Annotated in this window: 22 protein-coding genes and 2 tRNA genes; 15 read left to right on the top strand and 9 right to left on the bottom strand. The window is 66.4% G+C overall.

Annotation, left to right across the window (positions count from 1 at the left end):
- Nucleotides 1-33 precede the first annotated feature (33 nt).
- A complete protein-coding gene (gene gatB, locus G6N43_RS21700; protein ID WP_083157378.1) occupies nt 34-1,536 on the top strand; it encodes an Asp-tRNA(Asn)/Glu-tRNA(Gln) amidotransferase subunit GatB in 1,503 nt (500 codons plus the stop codon).
- Between the two features lie 60 nt (nt 1,537-1,596).
- On the opposite strand, the gene G6N43_RS21695 is transcribed toward gatB, so the two are convergent.
- Nucleotides 1,597-2,718 carry a PQQ-dependent sugar dehydrogenase gene (locus tag G6N43_RS21695; RefSeq protein WP_083157379.1) on the bottom strand — a complete coding sequence of 374 codons (1,122 nt, stop codon included), beginning with the start codon at nt 2,716-2,718 and terminating at the stop codon, nt 1,597-1,599.
- Between the two features lie 139 nt (nt 2,719-2,857).
- Here G6N43_RS21695 and G6N43_RS21690 point away from each other — a divergent pair, with 139 nt between their 5' ends.
- Nucleotides 2,858-3,688, top strand: a complete 831-nt coding sequence (locus G6N43_RS21690; RefSeq protein ID WP_083157380.1) for a DoxX family protein — start codon at nt 2,858-2,860, stop codon at nt 3,686-3,688.
- Nucleotides 3,689-3,692: 4 nt separating this feature from the next.
- Here the strand turns inward: G6N43_RS21690 and G6N43_RS21685 are convergent, their stop codons facing one another.
- Nucleotides 3,693-4,034 (bottom strand): PH domain-containing protein, encoded by a 342-nt coding sequence (locus tag G6N43_RS21685; protein ID WP_083157415.1) that lies wholly within the window; start codon nt 4,032-4,034, stop codon nt 3,693-3,695.
- 359 nt (nt 4,035-4,393) lie between these two features.
- Here G6N43_RS21685 and G6N43_RS21680 point away from each other — a divergent pair, with 359 nt between their 5' ends.
- From G6N43_RS21680 to ilvC, 3 genes are read left to right on the top strand one after another with little or no spacing between them, the layout of a single operon-like run.
- Nucleotides 4,394-6,250 carry an acetolactate synthase large subunit gene (locus G6N43_RS21680; protein ID WP_083157381.1) on the top strand — a complete coding sequence of 619 codons (1,857 nt, stop codon included), beginning with the start codon at nt 4,394-4,396 and terminating at the stop codon, nt 6,248-6,250.
- Nucleotides 6,247-6,759, top strand: a complete 513-nt coding sequence (ilvN, locus tag G6N43_RS21675; protein ID WP_179968052.1) for an acetolactate synthase small subunit — start codon at nt 6,247-6,249, stop codon at nt 6,757-6,759. The genes G6N43_RS21680 and ilvN overlap by 4 nt, the downstream gene beginning before the upstream one ends.
- A 60-nt stretch (nt 6,760-6,819) precedes the next feature.
- Entirely contained in the window at nt 6,820-7,833 is a 1,014-nt protein-coding gene (ilvC, locus tag G6N43_RS21670; RefSeq protein ID WP_234810311.1) for a ketol-acid reductoisomerase, read from the top strand.
- 56 nt (nt 7,834-7,889) lie between these two features.
- Here ilvC and wrbA read toward each other — a convergent pair whose 3' ends face one another.
- From wrbA to G6N43_RS21650, 4 genes are all read right to left on the bottom strand, one after another.
- A complete protein-coding gene (wrbA, locus tag G6N43_RS21665) occupies nt 7,890-8,489 on the bottom strand; it encodes an NAD(P)H:quinone oxidoreductase (RefSeq protein WP_083157384.1) in 600 nt (199 codons plus the stop codon).
- Between the two features lie 65 nt (nt 8,490-8,554).
- Nucleotides 8,555-9,013, bottom strand: coding sequence for a phosphoribosyltransferase (locus G6N43_RS21660; protein WP_083157385.1), 459 nt, complete (start codon nt 9,011-9,013; stop codon nt 8,555-8,557).
- Between the two features lie 48 nt (nt 9,014-9,061).
- On the bottom strand, nt 9,062-9,490 hold the full coding sequence (locus G6N43_RS21655; RefSeq protein ID WP_083157386.1) for a hypothetical protein: 429 nt from the start codon (nt 9,488-9,490) through the stop codon (nt 9,062-9,064).
- 37 nt (nt 9,491-9,527) lie between these two features.
- Nucleotides 9,528-10,958, bottom strand: a complete 1,431-nt coding sequence (locus G6N43_RS21650) for a phytoene desaturase family protein (RefSeq protein WP_083157416.1) — start codon at nt 10,956-10,958, stop codon at nt 9,528-9,530.
- 101 nt (nt 10,959-11,059) lie between these two features.
- Between G6N43_RS21650 and serA the strand changes: the two genes are divergently transcribed.
- Genes serA through G6N43_RS21635 form a run of 3 tightly spaced genes read left to right on the top strand, consistent with a single transcriptional unit; the run spans nt 11,060 to nt 14,248 of the window.
- Nucleotides 11,060-12,646 carry a phosphoglycerate dehydrogenase gene (gene serA, locus G6N43_RS21645; RefSeq protein ID WP_083157387.1) on the top strand — a complete coding sequence of 529 codons (1,587 nt, stop codon included), beginning with the start codon at nt 11,060-11,062 and terminating at the stop codon, nt 12,644-12,646.
- Nucleotides 12,643-13,653 (top strand): 3-isopropylmalate dehydrogenase, encoded by a 1,011-nt coding sequence (locus tag G6N43_RS21640; protein ID WP_083157388.1) that lies wholly within the window; start codon nt 12,643-12,645, stop codon nt 13,651-13,653. Before serA ends, G6N43_RS21640 begins: the two co-directional genes overlap by 4 nt.
- Complete coding sequence (locus tag G6N43_RS21635) at nt 13,628-14,248, top strand: hypothetical protein (RefSeq protein WP_083157389.1); 621 nt, start codon at nt 13,628-13,630, stop codon at nt 14,246-14,248. The genes G6N43_RS21640 and G6N43_RS21635 overlap by 26 nt, the downstream gene beginning before the upstream one ends.
- 4 nt (nt 14,249-14,252) lie before the next feature.
- On the opposite strand, the gene G6N43_RS21630 is transcribed toward G6N43_RS21635, so the two are convergent.
- A complete protein-coding gene (locus G6N43_RS21630) occupies nt 14,253-15,437 on the bottom strand; it encodes an MFS transporter (RefSeq protein WP_083157390.1) in 1,185 nt (394 codons plus the stop codon).
- A 115-nt stretch (nt 15,438-15,552) separates the two neighbouring features.
- Here G6N43_RS21630 and G6N43_RS21625 point away from each other — a divergent pair, with 115 nt between their 5' ends.
- The 5 genes from G6N43_RS21625 (at nt 15,553) to G6N43_RS21605 (ending at nt 19,246) form a co-directional block, all read left to right on the top strand.
- Entirely contained in the window at nt 15,553-16,341 is a 789-nt protein-coding gene (locus G6N43_RS21625; protein ID WP_083157391.1) for a fumarylacetoacetate hydrolase family protein, read from the top strand.
- Nucleotides 16,338-17,822, top strand: a complete 1,485-nt coding sequence (gene gltX / locus G6N43_RS21620; protein ID WP_083157392.1) for a glutamate--tRNA ligase — start codon at nt 16,338-16,340, stop codon at nt 17,820-17,822. The genes G6N43_RS21625 and gltX overlap by 4 nt, the downstream gene beginning before the upstream one ends.
- Before the next feature lie 117 nt (nt 17,823-17,939).
- A tRNA-Gln gene (locus G6N43_RS21615) sits at nt 17,940-18,014 on the top strand.
- A gap of 92 nt (nt 18,015-18,106) precedes the next feature.
- Nucleotides 18,107-18,182 (top strand) — tRNA-Glu (locus tag G6N43_RS21610).
- A gap of 173 nt (nt 18,183-18,355) precedes the next feature.
- A complete protein-coding gene (locus tag G6N43_RS21605) occupies nt 18,356-19,246 on the top strand; it encodes a universal stress protein (protein ID WP_083157393.1) in 891 nt (296 codons plus the stop codon).
- Nucleotides 19,247-19,314: 68 nt separating this feature from the next.
- Here G6N43_RS21605 and dosR read toward each other — a convergent pair whose 3' ends face one another.
- Nucleotides 19,315-19,965 carry a hypoxia response regulator transcription factor DosR/DevR gene (gene dosR / locus G6N43_RS21600; RefSeq protein WP_083157417.1) on the bottom strand — a complete coding sequence of 217 codons (651 nt, stop codon included), beginning with the start codon at nt 19,963-19,965 and terminating at the stop codon, nt 19,315-19,317.
- 83 nt (nt 19,966-20,048) lie between these two features.
- Nucleotides 20,049-21,041 (bottom strand): Acg family FMN-binding oxidoreductase, encoded by a 993-nt coding sequence (locus G6N43_RS21595; RefSeq protein WP_083157394.1) that lies wholly within the window; start codon nt 21,039-21,041, stop codon nt 20,049-20,051.
- A gap of 107 nt (nt 21,042-21,148) precedes the next feature.
- Between G6N43_RS21595 and G6N43_RS21590 the strand changes: the two genes are divergently transcribed.
- The gene (locus tag G6N43_RS21590; RefSeq protein WP_407664815.1) at nt 21,149-22,678 is read left to right on the top strand and encodes a bifunctional aminoglycoside phosphotransferase/ATP-binding protein; all 1,530 of its coding nucleotides are present in this window, start codon (nt 21,149-21,151) and stop codon (nt 22,676-22,678) included.
- 17 nt (nt 22,679-22,695) lie between these two features.
- Nucleotides 22,696-24,054, top strand: coding sequence for a WS/DGAT/MGAT family O-acyltransferase (locus tag G6N43_RS21585; RefSeq protein ID WP_083157395.1), 1,359 nt, complete (start codon nt 22,696-22,698; stop codon nt 24,052-24,054).
- Nucleotides 24,055-24,069 lie beyond the last annotated feature (15 nt).

Here is a 24,069-nt window from a genome sequence, read left to right as displayed (position 1 = left end):
GGCGGGAAAAGGTGACCCACTAGGATCGGAATCATGACTGTCGCGGCTGCTGAGCTTCTTGACTACGACGAGGTCATCGCCAAGTACGAACCGGTGATGGGGATGGAAGTCCACGTCGAGCTCTCCACTGCCACCAAGATGTTCTGCGGGTGCGCCAACCAGTTCGGCGGCGAACCCAATACGCAGGTGTGCCCCGTCTGCCTGGGTCTGCCCGGATCGCTGCCGGTGCTCAACCAGGCCGCCGTCGAATCGGCGATTCGGATCGGGCTGGCGCTGAACTGCGACATCGCGCCGTGGGGCAGGTTCGCGCGGAAGAACTACTTCTATCCTGACCAGCCGAAGAACTACCAGATCAGCCAGTACGACGAACCGATCGCGATCAACGGTTACCTCGACGTGCCACTGGAAGACGGCACCACATGGCGCGTGGAGATCGAACGCGCGCACATGGAGGAGGACACCGGCAAGCTGACACACCTCGGCAGCGACACCGGCCGCATCGAGGGCGCGACCACGTCGCTGCTCGACTACAACCGCGCAGGCGTACCGCTGATCGAGATCGTTACCAAGCCCATCGAGGGCACCGGTGAGCGGGCACCCGAGATCGCCCGGGCATACGTGACCGCGCTGCGGGATCTGTTGCGCGCCTTGGGGGTTTCCGACGTCCGCATGGATCAGGGCTCGATGCGGTGCGACTCGAACCTGTCGCTGAAGCCCAAGGGCGCCATCGAGTTCGGTACGCGCACCGAGACCAAGAACGTGAACTCGCTCAAAAGCGTCGAAGTCGCCGTGCGTTACGAGATGCGGCGCCAGGCAGCGATTCTCGAGGCGGGCGGCACGATCACGCAGGAGACCCGCCACTTCCACGAGGACGGCTACACGACGGCGGGACGCAGCAAGGAGACCGCACAGGATTACCGGTACTTCCCGGAGCCCGACCTCGAACCGGTGGCACCGAGCGAGGAACTCATCGAACAGCTGCGCGCCACCATCCCCGAGCTACCGTGGTTGACCCGCAAGCGGATTCAGCAGGAGTGGGGTATCTCCGACGAGGTGATGCGCGACCTGGTCAACAACGGCGCCATCGATCTGGTCGCCGCGACGGTCGAGCACGGCGCGTCCAGCGAGGCGGCGCGGGCCTGGTGGGGAAACTTCCTGGTGCAGAAGGCCAATGAGGCCGGCGTCGAACTCGACGCGTTGCCGATCACGCCGGCACAGGTGGCCGCGGTGGTGAAGTTGATCGACGAGGGCAAGCTGTCGAACAAGTTGGCGCGTCAGGTCGTCGAGGGTGTGCTCGCCGGCGAAGGTGAGCCCGAACAGGTGATGACCGACCGCGGGCTGGCCGTCGTGCGCGACGACTCGCTGATCCAGGCCGCCGTCGACGAGGCCCTCGCCGCCAATCCCGATGTCGCGGAGAAGATCCGCGGCGGCAAGGTGCAGGCGGCAGGCGCGATCGTCGGCGCCGTCATGAAGGCCACCAAGGGCCAGGCCGACGCGGCGCGCGTGCGGGAACTGGTGCTCGCCGCCTGCAGCTAGGCGTCTGCGCCGAACGTGCGTACTGCGAACTCGAAGGATTTTTGGCAGCAGGCCCGCGCGTCAGGTGTTGTCGGCGTTGCTGCGTGGGAAGCCGCCGCCCTGCGGGAACAGCGGGAAGACGACGTCGTCCAACTTCTCGGCATCGCCGGCGGTCTTGTTGATGGTCGCGGCCCACACGTTGCCGTCGGGTGACACATCCATCGCCCACGCGTGTCCGTGCACGTCCTGGCGGACCACCTCGGGATCGCCGGTGACGGCGCCGGTCTCGGGGGCCAGGCGGACGGCGACCGACTGCTTGGTGTTCACCAGGTTCACCAGCACGGTGCCGTCGAGTGCTGCGCATCCCGCGACGCCGGGCCGATCCGGCCACGTCCACACCGTCGACACCTTGGAGTCTTTGGTGATGCGCTGAAGGCGATCGCCCGTCGGGGTGCGGTCGGTGACGTACAGCGACTGGTCCGACGGGTCGATGCACAGTCCGCCGGCCGCGCCGAGGCCCGACAGCGCCGTCGTCGTCGGGGCCTGATTGACCGTCGTCGGCTGCTCGATCCGCAGCAGCTTGCCCGCCAGCGAACGCGGGTCGTTCGCCTCAGCGGGGTTGCCGGCGTCACCGGTCTGTACCAACAGCGTGGTCGGGCTGGTGAAGATGAGCGCGCCGGTGTTACCCGTGGCCCCCTTCGGAATGCCGGTCAGGATGGGCTTGGGAATGTCGCCGTCGGCGATGCGGATGACCCGGTTATCGGTCGGCGTGCTGACGTAGGCGTACATCAGCCGGTCCTGGCTGTAGGTCGGCGACAGCACGATGTCCATGAGCCCGCCATCACCGCTGCCGTCGACCGGTAAAACGGTCTTGACCTTAGGTTCTGCCCGCACCGACACCTCTTTGACGGTGCCGGTCGTCCGCTCGGCCACCAGGGCGGACTGACTGTCGGGCAGCATGATCAGACCGCTGGTGCTTTCCAGGCAGCCCTGCATCACCCCGGGCGCCGGGCATTCCTTCGGGAACGGCTTCGGCGGCAGCGGCGGAGGGGGCGGTGGCGACGTCGTCGGCCCGGGCGCCAGCTCCGGTTCGGTGGTGAACGGCTGCGATTGCGCGTCGTCGAACCGGGCACAGCCAGACCCGACGAGCAAAGCCGCGCACACGACGGCGAGCACACCCCGCATCGGCCGGCGCATTCTCATGCGAGCCAGGTTACGGATTGTTCGGGCCTACGCGCCACGCACCTGCCGCTCGCGCGCCTGTGCAACACCCGCGAATAGGGTGCCGAAAGCGCCGCGCCAATACGCGGTTCACGGGTGACTAGCACTTACGCTGGCTGTCGTGACCAGTAATCCCCACGACCCAAGCGCGTGGCAGCGGCCGGACGACGCGGCTGGGCGCCCCACGTCGGCAAGTCTGGTCGACCCCGAAGACGATCTCCCGTCGGCGGACTACGGGGGCGATTTCGAAACCACGGCGATCCCGTCGTACGACTCGAGTCGCTCCTCGACAGAGACTCCCGCCTTCTCGCTGCTCAACGACCCGGAACCGCTGCCGTACGTCCAGCCGGGCGGCCGGCATGCCATGACCCCGTACGGGGCGGAACCAGCCGAGTTCGGGCCGGATCACGACACCTCGGGAGCGGACCGGCGGGGCACCCAGGACCTGGGGCTTCTGCTGCTGCGGATCGGCGCGGGCGCGATCTTGATCGTGCACGGCCTGCAGAAGGCCTTCGGCTTGTGGGGCGGCCCCGGCCTGGACGGCTGGCGCGACTCGCTGACCGCGATGGGCTTCAAATACGCCGAAATCCTGACCTATGTCACGACGGTCGGTGAGCTCGCCGCGGGCCTGCTGCTGATTCTGGGCCTGTTCACCCCGGTGGCGGCGGCCGGCGCACTGGCGTTCCTGGTCACGGGATTGTTGGCCGAGGCGATGGCGGCGCACGAAGCGGCCAGGCTGGCGTCGTTCCTCACCGACGGCCACGAGTACCGGGTGTTCCTGGCGTGCGGAGTCGCGGCGCTGGTCCTGACGGGTCCGGGCCGATATGGACTCGATGCCGGACGCGGCTGGTCCCGTCGGCCGTTCGTCGGCTCGTTCATCGCGCTGCTGCTGGGCGTCGGTGTGGGCGTCGCGGCGTGGGTGCTGCTCAACGGCGGCAATCCGCTGGGCTGAGAGCTCACGCGTAGGGGTTGGGGATCCGGCCGCCGCTGATTTCTGCGAGCTGGGGCAGGGTCGAGAAGGTCACCGCGGGAAGCCGTAGTTCCTGACCGCTCTTGAGCTGGGCAGACGCCCACGACGACCTGTCGAATCGCAGTCCGTCGATGTCGTCCCACCCGACCGTTTCGCTGCCCAGCAGCGAACGAGCGGTGACGGTCTTGGCGTCGGCGACGGTCCGGTACCGCACCACCGCCACCGAGAGCATGATCGGGATGACGAGCAGGATCGCCACCCATGGCGGACCGGCGAGAATCACGGCCAACAGGCCCAACGTGAGGAATCCGACCGCGAAATGCGCCATCGGGGAAATCCGGATGACGACGGGCTTCTGGTCGGTGTCCGCGCTCACCTCGCCATCTTCGCACCAGGAGGGGGTGGGTACGGAAATTGACCGCCCCGGCCGGGCCGGGAATTTGACCACCCCGGCCGGGCCGGGAATTTGACCGGTGACCAGTGCGGAGGCTACCGTCAACGGTTATGCAGGCCCTGGGAATGCTCGTAGTAATTGGGAAGCGCGTTGATGCCGCGCTTGCCCTCGCCCGGGCATAGCCAACCGCATCAACGCGCGACCCTCGTACAGCAGCCCAGCTGACGGGGGTTTTTTGTTGCCCCACCACCGATTTGAGACCCTAGAAAACACAGGAACAGAGAGAGACGATCGTGAGCGCACCCACCACGCGACCGCCCGAACAGTCGGAGACCGCGCCTAACGGGGCAGCCGCCGTATCCAAGCCAGGGTCGGCGCAGTCCAAACGCATTGCGCCGCACCAACTCACGGGTGCGCAGGCGGTAATCCGGTCGCTGGAGGAACTCGGCGTCGACACCATCTTCGGCATCCCGGGCGGTGCGGTGTTGCCGGTCTACGACCCGCTTTTCGACTCGAAGAAGCTGCGCCACGTCCTGGTGCGCCACGAGCAGGGTGCCGGACATGCCGCCAGCGGCTACGCGCATGCCACGGGCAGAGTCGGTGTGTGCATGGCGACTTCGGGTCCCGGTGCGACGAACTTGGTCACCCCGCTCGCCGACGCGTACATGGACTCCATCCCGGTGGTCGCGGTCACCGGACAGGTCGGCCGCCAGCTGATCGGCACCGACGCCTTCCAGGAGGCCGACATCTCCGGCATCACCATGCCGATCACCAAGCACAACTTCCTGGTCCGCAACGGCGACGAAATCGCGCAGGTGATGGCCGAGGCGTTCCATCTCGCGCGGTCGGGTCGGCCGGGCCCGGTGCTGGTCGACATCCCCAAGGATGTGCTGCAGGGGCAGTGCACGTTCAGCTGGCCGCCGCAGATCGATCTGCCGGGCTACAAGCCGAACACCAAACCGCACAGCCGCCAGGTCCGCGAAGCGGCCAAGCTGATCGCGGCGTCGCGCAAGCCGGTGCTGTATGTGGGCGGCGGTGTGATCCGCGGCGAAGCCAGCGAGGAGTTGCTGAATCTGGCCGAGCTGACCGGCATTCCGGTCGTCACCACGCTGATGGCGCGCGGAGCGTTCCCGGACAGCCACCCGCAGAACATGGGCATGCCCGGAATGCACGGCACGGTGGCCGCGGTCGCCGCGCTGCAGCGCAGCGATCTGCTGATCGCACTCGGCACTCGTTTCGACGATCGGGTGACGGGCAAGTTGGATTCCTTTGCGCCGGAAGCCAAAGTCATCCATGCCGACATCGACCCGGCCGAGATCGGGAAGAACCGGCATGCCGACGTGCCGATCGTGGGCGACGTCAAGGCGGTGATCGTCGATCTGATCGAGGCGCTGCGGCGCGACGGCAGTATCGGAACGATCAAGATCGACAACTGGTGGGAGTACCTGCGCGGCGTGCAGGCGACCTACCCGTTGAGCTACGGCGCGCAGAGTGACGGAAGCCTGTCGCCCGAGTACGTCATCGAGACACTCGGCAAGATGGCGGGTTCAGATGCCGTCTACGTCGCCGGCGTTGGGCAGCACCAGATGTGGGCCGCGCAGTTCATCAAGTACGAGAAGCCGAAGACCTGGCTGAATTCGGGTGGTCTCGGAACCATGGGTTACGCCGTTCCCGCCGCGATGGGTGCCAAGTTCGGTCGTCCCGAGGCCGAGGTGTGGGCGATCGACGGCGACGGCTGCTTCCAGATGACCAACCAGGAGCTGGCGACGTGTGCCGTCGAGGGTGCACCGATCAAGGTGGCCATCATCAACAACGGCAACCTGGGGATGGTTCGGCAGTGGCAGACGCTGTTCTACGAAGAGCGGTACAGCCAAACCGATCTGGCCACTCACTCGCATCGCATCCCGGACTTCGTCAAGCTGGCCGAGGCGCTTGGCTGCGTCGGATTGCGTTGTGAGCGAGCCGAAGACGTGGAAGCCGTCATCCAGCAGGCGCGTGAGATCAACGACCGGCCTGTTGTGATCGACTTCATCGTCGGCGCCGATGCCCAGGTGTGGCCGATGGTGGCCGCAGGCACCAGCAACGACGAGATCCAAGCCGCACGTGGCATCCGCCCGTTGTTCGACGATCCAGAAGAAGGGCATGCCTGATGTCGACGACTCCAACTCACACTCTCTCGGTGCTTGTCGAGGACAAGCCCGGCGTGTTGGCGCGGGTGGCGTCGTTGTTCTCCCGGCGCGGCTACAACATCCAGTCGCTGGCGGTCGGCGCGACCGAGCAGAAGGACATGTCCCGGATGACGATCGTCGTCAGCGTCGACGAAGCGCCGCTGGAGCAGATCACCAAACAGCTCAACAAGCTGGTCAACGTGATCAAGATCGTCGAGCAGGACGAGGACAACTCCGTCGCCCGCGAGCTGGCGCTCATCAAGGTGCGGGCCGATGCGTCGACCCGCAGCCAGGTCATCGAAGCGGTGAATCTGTTCCGCGCCAAGGTCGTTGACGTCTCAACTGAGTCTTTGACCGTGGAGGCCACGGGTACCCCGGAGAAGCTCGAGGCGTTACTTCGCGTCCTGGAGCCCTACGGAATCCGTGAGCTCGTGCAGTCCGGTGTGGTCTCGCTGTCGCGTGGGCCGCGCGGAATCGGCACGGTCAAGTAGCCCCGAATCACCAGAAAAATCCCCAATCTCCAAAAGAGTCAAAGAGAAGGAAAGTTACGAATGCCAGTTGAGATGTTCTACGACGACGACGCGGACCTGTCGATCATCCAGGGCCGCAAGGTCGGCGTCATCGGCTACGGCAGCCAGGGCCACGCCCACTCGTTGAGCCTGCGCGACTCCGGCGTGCAGGTGAAGGTAGGCCTCAAGGAGGGCTCGAAGTCCCGCGTGAAGGTCACCGAGCAGGGGCTGGAGGTTGATACGCCGGCCGAGGTGGCCAAGTGGGCCGACGTGATCATGCTGCTGGCGCCCGACACCGCCCAGGCTGAGATCTTCAAGAACGACATCGAGCCCAACCTGGAGGACGGCAATGCGCTGTTCTTCGGTCATGGCCTCAACATCCACTTCGACCTGATCAAGCCGCCGGCCAACGTCACCATCGGCATGGTCGCGCCGAAGGGTCCGGGCCACCTGGTGCGCCGTCAGTTCGTCGACGGCAAGGGTGTGCCGTGCCTGATCGCGGTCGACCAGGACCCGAAAGGTGAGGGCCAGGCGCTGGCGCTGTCGTACGCGAAGGGCATCGGCGGCACCCGCGCCGGCGTCATCAAGACGACGTTCAAGGACGAGACCGAGACCGACCTCTTCGGTGAGCAGGCCGTATTGTGCGGTGGCACTGAGGAACTCGTGAAGACCGGCTTCGACGTGATGGTCGAGGCGGGTTACGCGCCCGAGTTGGCGTACTTCGAGGTGCTGCACGAGCTCAAGCTCATCGTCGACCTGATGTACGAGGGTGGCATCGCGCGGATGAACTACTCGGTGTCCGATACCGCCGAGTTCGGCGGCTACCTGTCCGGGCCGCGGGTCATCGACGCCGACACCAAGAAGCGCATGAAGCAGATCCTCGCCGAGATCCAGGACGGCACCTTCGTCAAGCGCCTCGTCGCCAACGTCGAGGGCGGCAACAAGGAGCTCGAGAAGCTGCGCAAGGAGAACGCCGAGCACCCGATCGAGGTGACCGGCAAGAAGCTGCGCGACCTGATGAGCTGGGTCGACCGGCCGATCACCGAGACCGCCTAAGTCTGCGATTTCGGCGTGCTGGGTCACGCTCAGCGTGACCAGCCACGCCGAAATCGCTATGACGCGAGGCGGTTTGCGACCTCAACAACGCGCTTGGCCAGATGGCCAAGCGCGTTGTTCGTTGCGCCGTCGATCTCGGTGATGTTGTCGTGCGTTGCGACGAGGCTCGCGCCGTAGGGGTTTCCGTCGACGAATTTCAGTGGGTCGGTGTAGCCGGGCGGCACGATGATGCCGCCGAAATGCATCAGCGTGACGTACAGCGTGAGAATCGTCGTCTCCTGCCCGCCGTGCGCGGTGTTCGACGACGTGTACGCCGCGTAGACCTTGTCGGCGAGCTTGCCCTCCGCCCAGAAACCACCCAGCGAGTCGAGGAAGTTGCGCAGCTGGGAGGCGACGGAGCCGAACCGCGTGGGCGAGCCGAAGATGACGGCGTCCGCCCAGACGATGTCGTCGCCGGTCGCGGCGGGCAGATCCTTCGTCGCCTCGTAGTTGGCGGTCCATGCGGGGTTCTGTGCGAACGACTCCGGGTCGCGCGTCTCGGCGACAGGGCGGATGCGCACTTCGGCGCCGGCGGCCTCGGCCGCGGCGCCGACGCGCTTGGCCATCGTCGTGCCGTGACCGGTCGCCGAGTAGTAGATGACGGAAAGCTTGGTCATGGCGTCGAGTTAAGCAGCGATTTCGGCGTGTTGGGTCACGTTCGGCGTGACCCAACACGCCGAAATCACTCGCGACTCGTCCACGGAAAGTTGATCCAGAGATCGGTGTGGCGCCACACGTACTCGCAATCGACTTCCGATTGCGGCTTCTGGTAGACGACGGCGCACCGCACCTCGGCGACATGCTCGGCGCAGAAGTCGCGCACGAAACACAGCGTCGCCCCGGTATCCGCGACGTCGTCGGCAATCAGCATGCGAGCACCACCCAGGTCGGCGATGTCCGGCATCGGCGGCAACAGCACCGGCGCGTTCAGCCGCTCGTCCACCCCGGTGTAGTACTCGACGTTCATCATGTGCACGTTCTTGACGCCGAGCGCATAGCCGAGTGCCCCCGCGACGAACAACCCGCCGCGCGCGATCGCCAGGATCACATCGGGTGCGAAACCGTCCGCGACGACGGCGGAGGCGAGTTGCCGTGTGGCGGCACCGAACTGGTCCCACGACAGGTCTTCCCGATCGGCCATTGGCAAACCGTAAACCGTCGCGGGCGCGTCGGCGAGCGCAACGGATTTCTACGGGCGGTGTTCGTGGCCCGCGTTGCCGTGAGTCCGGCGCCGCTCCTTCATCTCGGCTTCGAACACGTGGCGCACGCCCAGCTGCAACTCGTCGCGGACGCGTCGTTCATGGTCGCGGAACACCGACCAGTAGTCGTCGTCGAACTCCTCCACGATTTGAAACGTCCAGCGACCCTGCAGGACGTTGCGACCGACGAGCTCCTTCTCGAGGCGGTCGGCCACCGCGTCGTGGCCGGCGTCGCGCAGTTTGTCGCACGCCTCGCCGAGCAGCAGGTCGGCACGACCCATCAGCTGATGAAACGAGTACAACTCACCCCGCGCCCGCTCCACCCACTCCAACGCCTCGGACACCGCGCCGACGGCCTCGACCGTCGCGTCGTCCACACCATCCGGTCGCAGGGTCCTCTTCGTATCGGGCTCGGTCATGCCGCGCGGATACCCCTGCCCAATCGCGCGAAACCCGCTACGGCGACAGCCGCGGCAGCTTCTTGATGCCGAACTCGCGGCGCAGCATTGTGCGTGCCGCATAGAACCCCGACATGCCGTGGACGCCACCGCCGGGCGGCGTCGCCGACGAACACAGATAGACCTTCGGAATCGGGGTGGCCCACGGGTTCAATCGTGGGGTCGGCCCGGCCAGCGCGTGCACCAGCGAGTTGCCCCCGACACCGATGTCACCGCCGACGAGGTTGGCGTTGTGGTCGGCCAACCGTGCGGCCGGCACCGAGCGTGCCGCGACGACGATGTCGCGGAAACCGGGTGCGAAACGCTCGAACACCTTGGTGATCGTTTCGGTCTGGTCGACGGGTGAACCGTGCGGCACGTGCGCATACGTCCACAGTGGGCGGTGACCCTTCTCGTCGACGCGGTTCGGATCGGCCAGGTGGGGAAGTGCGGCAAGGATCATCGGCCAGTCGGCATGTCTACCCGCGGCGATCTCCTTCTCCGCGTGGGCCATCTGCTCGCGGGTGCCGCCCATGTGCAGTGTGGGAGCTTCGGCCGCGCGCGGATCCGCCCAGGGAATCTCGTCGGACAGTACGAAATCGACCTTCGCGACCCCCGGGCCGAACCGGTAGCGCTGCAACGCCTTTGCGTACCGGCCGGGAACCCGGTCGCGGTAGATCTTCAGCAGTGCGGTCGGTGCGGTGTCGAAAAGCACGACGCCGCTTGGCGGTTCGGTGATCTCCTCACCGGCGGTGATGACGCCGCCGTGGGCACGCAGATCAGCGATCAGCGCGTCCGGAATCGCCTGGCTGCCGCCGACCGGAATCGGCCAGCCCACGGTGTGCGCGAGCGTCGCCAGCATCAACCCGGCGCCGGTGGTCACAAACGAGGGCATCTTGTTGATGGCGTGTGCGGCGACGCCGGTGAACAACGCGCGAGCATCCGCGCCGGCGAGCTTGCCCCACAGCGGAGTCCCCTGTTCGAGCATGTTCCTGGCGATGAAGACCGCGGCGATCGGATCACGAGGAATCGAACGCTTGTCGCCGAGCAGAAGGTTGACGACGCCGTCATCGCGGTCGGTGAGTGGGCCGAGCAGTCGGCGCCAGGAATCACCGTGGACCAACTCCGCACAGGTGCGCTCGAGGTCGTGATATCCGACCGCGGTCGGCTTGCCGGGAAGGGGGTTGGCGTAGGAGACCGACGGCACCTTCAGCGTCACCCCGCGGGCGGGCAGATCGAACTCCGCCAGGAACGGCGATGCGAGTGCCAGCGGATGTACGGCCGAGCAGATGTCGTGGGAAACCCCACCGAACTCGGGGTCGGCGAGGGTCCGTGCGCCGCCGCCGAGCGTCGGTTGCGCCTCCAAAACCTGCACCGACAGACCGGCGCGGGCGCACACGACGGCGGCGGCCAGGCCGTTGGGTCCGCTGCCGACCACGGTGACGTCCACGCTCGCGATTCTGCCGCCCTCCACTTGCGGGATTCTCCCGGCCCCCAGCTCGCGATTCTCCCGCCCACCACCCGGCGAATGCAGCCCATTAGGCTGACCGCGTGAGCCTGCCCGTTGTATTGATCGCCGACAAGTTGGCGCCATCGACCGTGGCCGCCCTGGGTGACCAGGTGGAAGTGCGCTGGGTCGACGGTCCGGACCGAGAAAAGTTACTGGCCGCGGTGCCTGAGGCCGACGCGCTACTGGTGCGCTCGGCGACCACCGTGGACGCCGAGGTGCTCGCCGCGGCCCCCAAACTCAAGATCGTCGCCCGCGCCGGCGTCGGCCTGGACAACGTCGACGTCGACGCGGCCACCGCCCGCGGTGTGCTGGTGGTCAACGCGCCGACGTCGAACATCCACAGCGCCGCCGAGCATGCGGTGGCGCTCCTGCTGTCGGCGGCCCGGCAGATACCCGCCGCCGACGCGACCCTTCGCGAGCACACCTGGAAGCGCTCGGCATTCTCCGGCACCGAGATCTACGGCAAGACGGTCGGCGTCGTCGGCCTTGGCCGTATCGGGCAGCTGGTGGCGCAGCGGCTGGCTGCGTTCGGGACGCACATCGTGGCCTACGACCCGTACGTGTCGGCGGCCCGCGCCGCCCAGCTCGGCATCGAATTGCTCACGCTCGACGAACTGCTGGCCCGGGCCGACTTCATCTCGGTGCACCTGCCCAAGACCAAGGAGACCGCCGGCCTGATCGGCAAGGAGGCGCTCACCAAGGTCAAGCCGGGTGTCATCATCGTCAACGCCGCGCGCGGCGGCCTGGTCGACGAGGCCGCGCTGGCCGAAGCCATCACCGACGGACGTGTTCGCGCCGCCGGCCTCGACGTCTTCGCCACCGAACCGTGCACGGACAGTCCGCTTTTCGAGCTGCCCCAGGTGGTGGTGACTCCGCACCTCGGCGCATCGACGGCCGAGGCCCAGGACCGGGCGGGCACCGACGTCGCCGAGAGCGTGAAGCTGGCGCTTGCCGGGGAGTTCGTGCCCGACGCGGTCAACGTCGGCGGCGGGGTCGTCGGCGAAGAGGTCGCACCGTGGCTGGACCTGGTGCGCAAGCTGGGACTGCTGGTCGGCGTCCTGTCCGCCGACCTGCCGGTGTCGCTTTCGATTCAGGTCCGCGGCGAGCTGGCATCCGAAGATGTTGAGGTACTTCGTCTTTCGGCGTTGCGCGGATTGTTCAGCGCCGTCATCGAAGACCCGGTGACGTTCGTCAACGCTCCTGCGCTGGCCGCCGAGCGTGGCGTCGAAGCCGATATCAGCACCGCCACCGAGAGCCCCAACCACCGCAGCGTCGTCGACGTCCGCGCGGTCTACTCCGACGGGTCGGTTGCCAACGTCAGCGGAACCCTGTCGGGGCCGCAGCTGGTGGAGAAGATCGTCCAGATCAACGGCCGCAACTTCGATCTGCGCGCCGAGGGCGTCTACCTGATCATCAACTACATCGACCAGCCGGGCACGCTGGGCAAGATCGGCACGCTGCTGGGCACCGCCGACATCAACATTCACGCCGCCCAACTCAGCGAGGATGCCGAGGGTCCCGGCGCGACGATCCTGTTGCGCATCGATCGCGATGTGCCCGAGGACGTCCGAGCCGCGATCACCGCGGCCGTGGGCGCCAAGCTGCTGGAAGTGGTGGACCTGTCGTGAAATTGGCGATCATCGCCGGCGACGGCATCGGCCCCGAGGTCATAGGCGAGGCCGTCAAGGTGCTCGATGCCGTCCTACCCGGTGTGGACAAGACCGAATACGACCTCGGCGCGCGCAGGTACCACGCCAGCGGCGAAGTACTGCCTGACTCCGTGCTCGACGAACTGCGCGGGCACGACGCCATTCTGCTTGGCGCGATCGGCGACCCGTCGGTGCCCAGCGGTCTGCTGGAACGCGGTCTGCTGCTGAGGATTCGATTCGAACTTGACCACCACATCAACCTGCGGCCCGCCCGGCTGTATCCGGGCGTGAGCAGTCCGCTCGCCGGAAACCCCGACATCGACTTCGTCGTCGTCCGCGAGGGCACCGAGGGGCCCTACACGGGCAACGGCGGTGCGATCCGGGTCGGGACGCCGCACGAAATCGCCACCGAGGTCAGCGTCAACACGGCGTACGGGGTGCGACGGGTCGTGCACGACGCCTTCGCGCGGGCATCGCGGCGGCGCGGACAGTTGACCCTGGTGCACAAGAACAATGTGCTGACGTATGCGGGCGCACTGTGGTGGCGCACCGTGCAGGAGGTCGGCACCGAGTACCCGGATGTCGAGATCGCCTATCAGCACGTCGATTCCGCGACCATCCATCTAGTCACCGATCCGGGTCGATTCGACGTCATCGTCACCGACAACCTGTTCGGCGACATCGTCACCGACCTCGCCGCGGCGGTGTGCGGTGGCATCGGCCTGGCGGCGAGCGGCAACATCGATGCGACGCGGACGAACCCGTCGATGTTCGAACCCGTGCACGGCAGCGCACCCGACATCGCCGGACAGGGCATCGCCGATCCCACCGCGGCGATCATGTCGGTGGCGCTGCTGCTGTCCCACCAGGGTGAGATCGATGCGGCCGCCCGCGTGGACAAGGCCGTCGAGCAACATCTGGCCACCCGCGGCGACGAGCGGCGCTCCACCACGGAGATCGGTGACCGGATCGTCTCGCTTCTCTGAGCTGGCTCGCGCGGCGACCCTCAGACGGCAATGCTGGTTGTTCGCAATCGGCTCGTCGCTGTTCGCGCTTGCGACCGTTCCGGGGATGTCCGCGATCGCCGGCGCCGGGATCGCCAACCTGCTGTGCTTCATCGGCTCCTGGTTCTTCAGCACCGCGGGCTGGATGCAGCTCGTGTTGTCCGGACCACCGATGCGGATCGGCTGGCTCTCGGCGGCCACTCAGTTCGTCGGGACGATCCTGTTCAACATCAGCACGGGTTCCGCGCTGTGGGCGCATGCGGTCGCACCGGAGCGGCGATTTGTGTGGGCGCCCGACGCCACAGGATCGCTGGCGTTCCTGATCAGTGGCCTGCTCGGAGTGGTCGCCGTGACCGCCGCCGTTGGGATCGTCGAGCTGAAATCCCGTGACTGGCAGGGGGAGTGGATCAACTTGATCGGCTGCGTGGCCTTCGCGGTGTCGGCGCTCGGTGCGTTCGTGAGCAACTCCGGTGTCACCGAGGACGCACTGCTGGCCAACGCAGGCACGTTCGTTGGCGCGTTGTGCTTCCTGGTCGCGGCATTGGTGATGTTGCCGCGGCGCTCTCAACACGCGTGACGCGTCAGGTCCGCTTCGGCTCGGCGGGGACGACGCGTACCGCCAACAGGGGGAGGAGGGCGCTCACGGCGAACGCCGCCGCATAGCCGGCCACACCGATCAAGGCGCCGAAGAGTGGTGCGGCAGCTGCGGAAGCCAGATGTTGACTGGTGTTCTGCACACCGAGCGCGCGTCCACTCCAGAACGGACCGGCGATCTCGGCGATTGCGGTGAACGCCAACCCGTTGTCCGACACGGTGATCACTGAGGCGATGACCATCATCGCCACACTGACCGGGGAACTGAGCCAGTCGGTCAGCGCCAACAGGCCCATGGTCAGCGCGGCGGCGAGCGCGATGGTGCGGATCGGCCTCAGCCGCGAGCCCGCGACGTCCGACCAACGCCCGGCAGCGATTCGGCCGCCGGCGCCAAACACCTGGGCCACCGTGACAACGGCGCCTGCTGACGCCGCCGACCACCCGCGATCGGTCATCAGCCACACCAACGCGAATGTCCACAGCACCGCCTGCGGCACCACCAGCAGGACGGACGCGGCGTGAATACGCGTCAGCACCGTCGACGCGCGGTACGGGTTCGCCAGGTGTTCGGCCGGCGCCTCGGCACGTGGCGGCCGCGGCGGGTCGATCACGGCGACCGCGCAGACCACCGCGGACACCGCGCAGACCACCGCGGGAAACAACAGGGCGACCGAGATGCTGTAGCTCTCGGCCAGCCGCGGAATCACCAAGGCGCCCAGGCCGACTCCGAGAGGGGTCGCGGTCTGGCGGATCCCCATGACCAACCCGCGTTGGTCCGGTGGAAACCAGCCGACCACCAGCCGGCCGCTGGCCGAATTACTGCTCGCCGCGGCCATTCCGCCGAGGAGCAGGAACGCGCCCATCGCGAACAGGGAGTCCACGGAGGCGGCCGCGAACGCCGCGGCGGCGATGAGAGCCGAGCCGAGGGACAACACGATGCGTTCACCGACGCGGTCGACCACGTAGCCCCAGGCGATGAGTGTGAGCACCAGGCCGAACCCGGCCATCGACGAGAGCAGTCCCGCGGCCGCCAGGTCCAGCCCTCGCTCGGAATGCAGGGTCGGAATCAGGAATGCCGCACCGTTGATGAAGACGTTGGCGCTTGTCGTGGCGGTCAGCGCGATGACGAGCAGCGACCAGCGGCGCGCGGTGCTGATCGTCTCGGCGGCCATGACCCAATGTTCGCATGGCTGTCTCATATATCTGAATATATTTCTCAATATATGGGACTCAGTCACAGACAAGTGCGGTCGCAGCGCCGTTGATCGCGGCCACTAGGCTGAGGGAATGCGCCTTGGTCGTATCGCCAGCCCCGACGGGGTCGCCTTCGTTGCCATCGAAGGTCCCCCCGATGACCTCAGCGAGGCGGTCGCTCGAGAGATCGCCGAGCACCCCTTCGGCACGCCGACCTTCACCGGCAGGCAGTGGCCGCTGGCCGATGTGCGGTTGTTGGCACCGATCCTGGCCAGCAAGGTGGTCTGCATCGGCAAGAACTACGCGGCCCACGTCGCCGAGATGGGCGGAGGAGATTTCCCCGACCCGGTGATGTTCATGAAGCCCAACACCGCGATCATCGGCCCGAACGTGCCCATCCAACTGCCCGCCGACGCCAACCCGGTGCACTTCGAGGGCGAGCTCGCCGTCGTCATCGGCCGGCCATGCAAGGACGTGCCCGCCGCCCGCGCCGCGGAGAACATCCTGGGCTACGCGATCGGTAACGACGTATCGGCGCGCGATCAGCAGAAAAAGGACGGTCAGTGGACCAGGGCCAAAGGCCACGACACGTTCTGTCCGATCGGGCCGTGGATCGTCACCGATGTCGATCCGGCCGATCTAGAGTTGCGCACCGAGGTCAACGGAGAAACGAAACAGCTCAGTCGGACGTCGCTGATGATTCACGACGTCGGTGCCATCGTGGAATGGATCTCGGCGGTGATGACGCTGCTGCCCGGCGACCTCATCCTCACCGGGACGCCCGAGGGCGTCGGTCCGATCGAGGACGGCGATACCGTGAGCATCGGTATCGAGGGCATCGGCACGTTGTCCAATCCGGTTGTGCGCAAAGGAAAGCCATGACACCAAGCACCGATATGCGGGTGCGGTTCTGCCCATCGCCGACGGGCACACCGCACGTCGGTCTGATCCGCACAGCGCTGTTCAACTGGGCGTATGCTCGCCATTGCGGCGGCACGTTCGTGTTCCGGCTCGAGGACACCGACGCCCAGCGCGACAGCGAGGAAAGCTATCTGGCGCTGCTGGATGCCCTGAGTTGGTTGGGACTCAACTACGACGAGGGCCCCGATATCGGTGGTCCGTATGCGCCGTACCGGCAGTCAGAGCGCCGCGAGATCTACCGTGACGTGCTCGCGCGCCTCGTGGAATCCGGCGAGGCCTACGAGGCGTTCTCGACAGCAGAGGAAGTGGAGGCGCGGCACGTCGCGGCGGGCCGAAATCCCAAGCTGGGCTACGACAATTACGATCGCGAACTGACCGAGGCACAGCGCACCGCGTTCATCGCCGAAGGGCGCAGGCCGGTGCTTCGACTACGGATGCCCGACGAGGACATCACCTGGCACGATCTCGTACGCGGGGAGACGACGTTCGCCGCGGGCGTCGTCCCGGATTTCGCGTTGACCCGCGCCAGCGGAGATCCGTTGTACACCTTGGTCAATCCCGTCGACGACGCGCTGATGAAGATCACGCACGTGCTGCGCGGCGAGGATCTGCTGCCGTCCACACCGCGCCAGATCGCGCTGTATCAGGCGCTGATCCGAATCGGCGTCGCCGAATGGATACCCGAATTCGCCCATCTGCCAAGCGTGCTCGGAGACGGCAACAAGAAGCTGTCCAAACGCGATCCGCAGTCGAACCTGTTCATGCACCGCGAACGTGGCTTCATTCCCGAGGGCCTGCTGAACTACCTCGCGCTGCTGGGCTGGGGCATCGCCGAGGACCGCGACGTCTTCAGCCTCGACGAGATGGTGGCCGCCTTCGACGTCGTGGACGTGAACTCCAACCCGGCACGCTTCGACCAGAAGAAGGCGGACGCGCTCAACGCCGAACACATCCGGCTGTTGAGCGAGGAGGATTTCACCGCGCGGCTGGCGGCGTTCTTCGCCACCCACGGGCACGACACCGGGCTCGACGAGGCGCAGTTCGCGGAGGCCGCCCGGTTGGTGCAGACCCGGATCGTCGTGCTCGGCGACGCGTGGGACCTGCTGAAGTTCCTCAACGACGCCGAGTTCGCGCTCGACGAGAAGGCCGCGGCCAAGGAGCTCGGCCCGGACGCCGTGGCGGTCCTGGACGCCGCTCTCGGTGCGCTCGAGGCGATCGGGGAGTGGACCACCGGCGAGATCGAAAAGGCCCTCAAGGACTCGCTGTTGGAGAAACTGGCGCTCAAGCCGCGCAAGGCGTTCGGCCCGATCCGGGTCGCGGCCACCGGCGCGACGGTCAGCCCGCCGCTGTTCGAGTCGCTCGAGCTGTTGGGTCGAGACCGCAGCCTGCACCGGCTGCGGGCGGGTCGTGACCACGCTGCCGCCGCCGCAGCCCACGCGTGAAAAAGCACCCGCGAATCTTTGGTAGTCTGCACGTCGGCCCGGAACAACACGCGGCGGCACAGACGTTGCCGTGACAGGGTCGAAAAAGGCTCGTGACCAGCGGTTACGAGCGGCCAATGGGGTATGGTGTAATTGGCAACACAGCTGATTCTGGTTCAGCCATTCTAGGTTCGAGTCCTGGTACCCCAGCCATTCCGGTGAGCTCCGGCGCGAAGGGCGTCGGGCTTCGCGGATTATGAACCGCATAATCCGCTGGGCTATGCTGGCTCTCCGGAAATGTTCTAGCCCCCGTCGTCTAGCGGCCTAGGACGCCGCCCTCTCACGGCGGTAGCGTGGGTTCGAATCCCATCGGGGGTACCAAGTTCGCGCGAGGGGTCCACGTCAGCCGCGGACCGTGCAGCCCCGAACACCCCGACACTTCCCGGGACTTTTGGCCATGTATCTCAGGACGAATGCCTCCTGAGGCCAGGTCGTTCACGACGTTAGCCTCCGATCGGCCGTGTGATTCTCCACGGCGAGTCGAGGAGAACGAAATGTCCGCTAAGTCAGATCCGGAGCTCAAAGGCCACGGCATTGTGGTGGGCGTCGACGGCTCACCCGCATCACGTGTGGCGACCGACTGGGCGGCACGTGAGGCGGCCCTTCGCCGTGTGCCGCTGACGGTGGTGACTGTCGTCCCCCAGGCCGACTTCGGTCCCTTCGTCGATGCTCCCTACTACGCAGAACAACGCGAACAACGCGCGCAGGAGGTCATCGACGACGCGCTGAAACTCGTGTTCGACGCGACGGCCGACGAGCCGAAGATCGCCGTCGACCACCGCGTGGTGTCAGGCAGCGCGGTGTCGACCTTGGTGGAGATGTCCAAGGACGCCGAGCTCGTGGTGGTCGGCTGCCGCGGATTGGGTGGGGTAGCGGGACTGCTGCTCGGTTCGGTCAGCTCCGGGGTGATCCATCACGCGCACTGCCCGGTGGCGGTGATCCACGATGAGGACCCGCTGATGGACTATCCGAGTGCCGCCCCCGTCGTGGTCGGCGTGGACGGTTCGCCGGCGTCGGAACTGGCGACGGGGATCGCGTTCGACGAGGCCAGTCGTCGAGGAGTCGATTTGGTTGCGGTCCACACCTGGATGAACTTCGCGGACTTTCCCACGGACATCCTTCCCGACGAGGTGGCCACGCAGGCTGAGGAGGAACTGGCTCAGCGGCTGGCCGGCTATTGCGAGCGATACCCGGACGTCGTCGTCCGGCGGGTTGTCGGACAGGACAATCCGGCGCGCCGGCTCGTCGAGGAATCCGAGAAAGCGCAACTGCTGGTGGTGGGCAGCCGCGGCCGCGGCGGGTTCGCGGGACTGCTCCTGGGTTCGGTGAGCTCGGCCGTCGCGCAGGCGGCACGGATGCCGGTGATTGTCGCCCGCGACAAGTAATACGTGACCGAAGCCCCTGTGCCGCTGTGTGATTGACCCCGGGAATCCCAGCAGACCGGGTTGAACGGCTACTCCTCGGTGTGCTGGCGGGATTGGTTCAACTTCGACACGAACACCGCCGCCTGGGTGCGACGTTCCATGCCGAGCTTGGCCAATAGCCGTGACACGTAGTTCTTTACAGTCTTCTCGGCGAGGAACATCCGCGCGGCGATCTGTTTGTTCGTCAGGCCCTCACCCAGTAGGTCCAGCAGGACCCGCTCTTGGTCGCTGAGCCCCGAGAGGGGGTCGGATTTGTCGGCGGCGCCGCGCAGCTTCGCCATCAGTGCCGCCGCGGCGCGGTTGTCGAGCAGGGACCGGCCTGCGCCGACCTCCTTGACCGCCCGCGCCAGTTCCATGCCCTTGATGTCCTTGACGACGTAGCCGCTGGCACCGGCCAATATGGCGTCCAGCATCGCCTCGTCGGAGGTGAACGACGTCAGCATCAAGCACCGGAGATCGGGCAGCCTGGACAACAGGTCGCGGCAGAGTTCAATGCCGTTGCCGTCGGGCAACCGCACGTCGAGCACGGCGACGTCGGGTTTCAGCGCGGGAATCCGAGCCATCGCTTGGGTAACCGAATCCGCCTCGCCGACCACCTCGAGTTCGGGATCCGAATTCAGCAGGTCGATCAGCCCGCGTCGCACCACCTCATGGTCGTCGACGAGAAAGACCTTGACCATGAGTTGCCCCTCCTCCGCGCTCGTGCCCGTCACCATACTGACCGGCGACGGCGAAGGAGGACAGAACAACCCGCCGTGCGTACTCATTGCTGTTGCGAGCGCACCTCGACGACCTCGTCGATGGGCCGCCGCGGCGTCGGCGGCGGCAGCTGCTCCAGGCCGGGCGCCTGGCCGACGCGAATGATGACCTGCGGCGTCGTCGTCTGCCCGATCAGCGACGCCACGACGTCGCGTCCGGGCCACAACTCGGTGATGTTGGTCAACGTGCACGTGGCCAGGCCGGCCACGGTCGCCTCGAGCAGAACGGCGGACAGCATCTCGCCGCACTCGAGCACAGTGGTGCGGTCGGTGTCGTACGTCGACAACACGAGAATCCTGGCCTGGTCACGACCCACTTGAGGGCGCCGTTCGGTGTTGGGGGTGACCGGAAAGTGGCGGCCGATCTCGACACGGTCGCTTTCGGATGCGGACACCAACGAGCTGTGTGGAATCCCCTCGCTGGACTCGAAAAGCCCTGTCCACCAATCAAGTTCGGACTGATACGCCGAATCGTAGACTCGGAGTGTTTCGGCGATGTCCGATGCCTGCGCCAATTCGCTGCGCAGTTCGTCCGGTACCTCGTCGAGGCGCACGGCGTCGCTGGTGACGGCTCGTTCCAGCGCAACCGAAACCGACTCCCAGTCGCGTGCCGGGCCGAATGGTAGTCGGTCGGTACGCCGACGGAGTATCGCGTCGGCGAGGGCGCGGTGCCCGTCGGTCACGTAATCCATGGGAGTGAAGTCGACCGATGCCAGGTGCATCCGGTTGTTGGGGTTCGGGTATCGCTCGATGTGCGCCACCCACCCGGCGGCGGCCATCGCCACGCGAAAGTGGTCGAGGACAGCGCCGCAGCCGAGTAGCGCCTCCGCACCCGTGTGGTCGGTGGCGTGCAGGACTCGGTCCGGGTCGAGGTACAGCATCACCGTGCCGCCGTCGACCACCCAGCGCCAGGGCTGGCTGTTGTGCAGCGACGGCGCGCGGCAGGCCAGCTTGAGGGCCTGTTTGATGATTCGGGTGTCGACCACGGTGTCGCGCATGCCTTCAGCATCGGCCCTTAGACCGGCCGTCACCAGGGTCAATGGTCCCCACGGCTGGGTCTTAATACCCTGGAAAGCGACATTCATCACGTCCCATGATTTGACCCATGGAAGCCACGACGATGTCTGATGAGACGACGAGGTCCGACGAGACGACGAGGTCCGATGAGACCCGCGAGCCGTGGACTGTGGCCGGAAACCTCGCCGCGGAGGTCTATGAAACGCACACCGGCGTCGTCATGCTGCTGGGCGACAAGGCCTACAAGGCGAAGAAGCCGATTGCCACGGACTTCCTCGACTTCACGACCGTCGAGCAACGGGAAAGCGTGTGCGAGCGTGAGGTTGCTCTCAACAGCAGACTCGCACCGCACAGCTACCTCGGTGTGGCGCACTTCGTGGGCCCCTCCGGGCGACCGGCGGAACCGGTGGTGGTGATGCGTCGCTACGGCGACCACCATCGACTGTCCTCGCTCGTCAAGGCGGGCGAACCGGTGAACGAGCAGTTGACCGCCATCGCTGACGCGCTCGCACGGTTTCATCGCGACGCCGTTCGCAGCGACACGATCGCGCAGCAGGCCGGCCCAGCCGCCGTCACGGCTCGGTGGGAACAGAACCTGCGCGAGTTGGAACACCACGGGGTGATCGCATCGGACAAGATCAGCGAAATACGTCAGCTGGTCACGGCGTTCATCGCGGGCCGTGAGGCGTTGTTCGCCCAGCGCGTGGCGGACGGCAGGGTCGTCGACGGACACGGGGACCTACTCGCCGACGACATCTTCTGCCCGCCAGGCGAGTTGGCGATCCTCGATTGCATGGAGTTCGACGACGCGCTCCGATTCGTCGACGGTATCGATGATGCCGCCTTCCTGGCGATGGACCTCGAGTTCCTGGGCCGCGCGGATCTGGTGACCCACTTCCTCGACGCGTACCGACGAGCCGCGGGGGAGACGGCACCCGAATCGCTCGTGGACTTCTACATCGCATACCGCGCGGGCGTCCGCGCCAAGGTCGATTGTGTGCGAGTGGCACAGGGCCACCCCGCCGCAGGCGTGGATGCGCAACGACACATCGACATCGCGCTGGATCACCTCAGAGCGGGTGCCGTCAGGCTTCTGCTCATCGGTGGCGGCCCAGGTACGGGTAAGACCACCGTGGCCCGTGCACTGGCGGAACAGATTCGCGCACAGGTGATCTCGACCGATGATGTCCGCCGCGAGCTGCAGCAGAGCGGTGTCATCGAGGGCGAGCCGGGCAGTCTCAACGCCGGCCTCTACGCCCCGCAGAATGTGGCTGCCGTGTACGACGAAGTGCTGCGGCGCGCGAGTGTGCTGCTCCACGGCGGTGTGTCGGTCGTTCTGGACGGGACGTGGCGCGATACGGCACAGCGGGAACGGGCGCGCCGCATCGCGGCCGACGCTGCAGCTCCGTTCTCCGAATTCACCTGCTCGGTGCCGACGGATCAGGCTTCGGCACGGGTCGCGTCCAGGCCTGCGTCGACGTCCGACGCCACGCCTGAGATCGCGGTCGCGTTGGCAGAGGAAGGCCAGGGGTGGTCGGGCGGACATCGGCTGGATACCAGCCGACCAGTGGCCGACTCAGTCACAGAGGCACTTGAAATCTGTTGCTTGCAGTTCTGACAGAGAGTGAGGCAGCAGTGGAGCGATTGACGGCGCTTGATGCCGGCTTTCTCGAGGCGGAGGACGCCGATCCGCACATCAGCCTCGCGATCGGTGGCCTGTCGGTGCTGGAGGGCCCGATCCCGGATTTCGAAACGCTGGCCGCGGCGGTGTTGGAGAGAGCGACCGTGGTGCCCAGGATGAGGCAGGTGCTTCGCACTCACCTGCTTGATCTTCAGCCGCCGGAATGGGAGGACGCGCCGGACATCGATCTGTCCCACCATGTTCATCACATCGCGGTCCCCGCGCCGGGAAGCGACGCCGAGTTGTTCAGGCTGACCGCGGACATCATGGAACGGCGGTTGGACCGAGAGCGCCCGTTATGGGAATGCTGGATCATCGAGGGCCTCGCGGGCGGACAATGGGCAATGCTGCTCAAGATTCATCACTGCATTGCGGATGGAATCACGGTCATGCACATGCTGTCCGAGCTCGTCGACGGGGGCAAGGGCGAAACCTTCGCCACCGAGATCCGGGCTGCTAAACAGCCACCCGCGAAACGGGATGATCTCTTCAAACTCAGCCTGAATCCCCTGGATTGGGCTCGGACCACCTGGAACCTCGCCACAGAGGCTGCGACGGGTGCGGAGCGCGCGGTCGGAGGTGCTGTCAAGATCGCCAGCGCAATCCTCAGCCCCGCAGACGACTCACCGCTCATCGGTCCCGTGACGACCATGCGGCGCTACAGCGCTGCGGGGGTGAGCCTTCGGGACGTTGCGAAAATCCAGGATGCGTTCGATGTGACGCTGAATGACGTGGCGCTGGCTGCGATCACTGCCAGCTATCGGGAGGCGTTGATCCGGCGCGGCAAGCCGCCGAAGCGAAACTCGCTGCGGACGCTGGTGCCGGTGTCCGTGCGGTCGAGTGACGAGATGGACATCGCGGACAACCGCGTCTCCGTGATGCTGCCCTTCCTCCCGGTGGACCGCGAGGACCCGCTCGACCGGCTCCAGACGGTGCACAAACGGTTGACGCGTGCCAAGTCCAGCGGCCAGCGCGAGGCAGGGAGCGCTTTCGTTGCTGCCGTCAACTTGGTGCCGTTCGCGTTGACCGCGTGGACCGTTCGCACGCTGACCAAGCTGCCGCAGCATGGGGTCGTGACGCTGGCCACCAACGTCCCCGGGCCTCGCCACCGACTCCGGATCATGGACCGCGAAGTCCTGCGAGTGATGCCCATTCCGCCGATCGCGCTGAACCTTCGCACCGGTGTGGCGATCGTGAGCTATGCGGATGAACTCACCTTCGGAATCACCGCGGACTACGACGCCGCGCCCGATGTGGACGAACTCGCACGCGGTATCGAGCAGGGAATCGCCGAATTGGTCGACCTGGTCTGAAATACATGAGCCCGA

This window comes from Mycolicibacterium moriokaense, from assembly GCF_010726085.1.
In the GTDB taxonomy this organism is placed as follows: Bacteria; Actinomycetota; Actinomycetes; order Mycobacteriales; family Mycobacteriaceae; genus Mycobacterium; species Mycobacterium moriokaense.
This window is presented reverse-complemented; position numbering and strand designations above follow the sequence as displayed.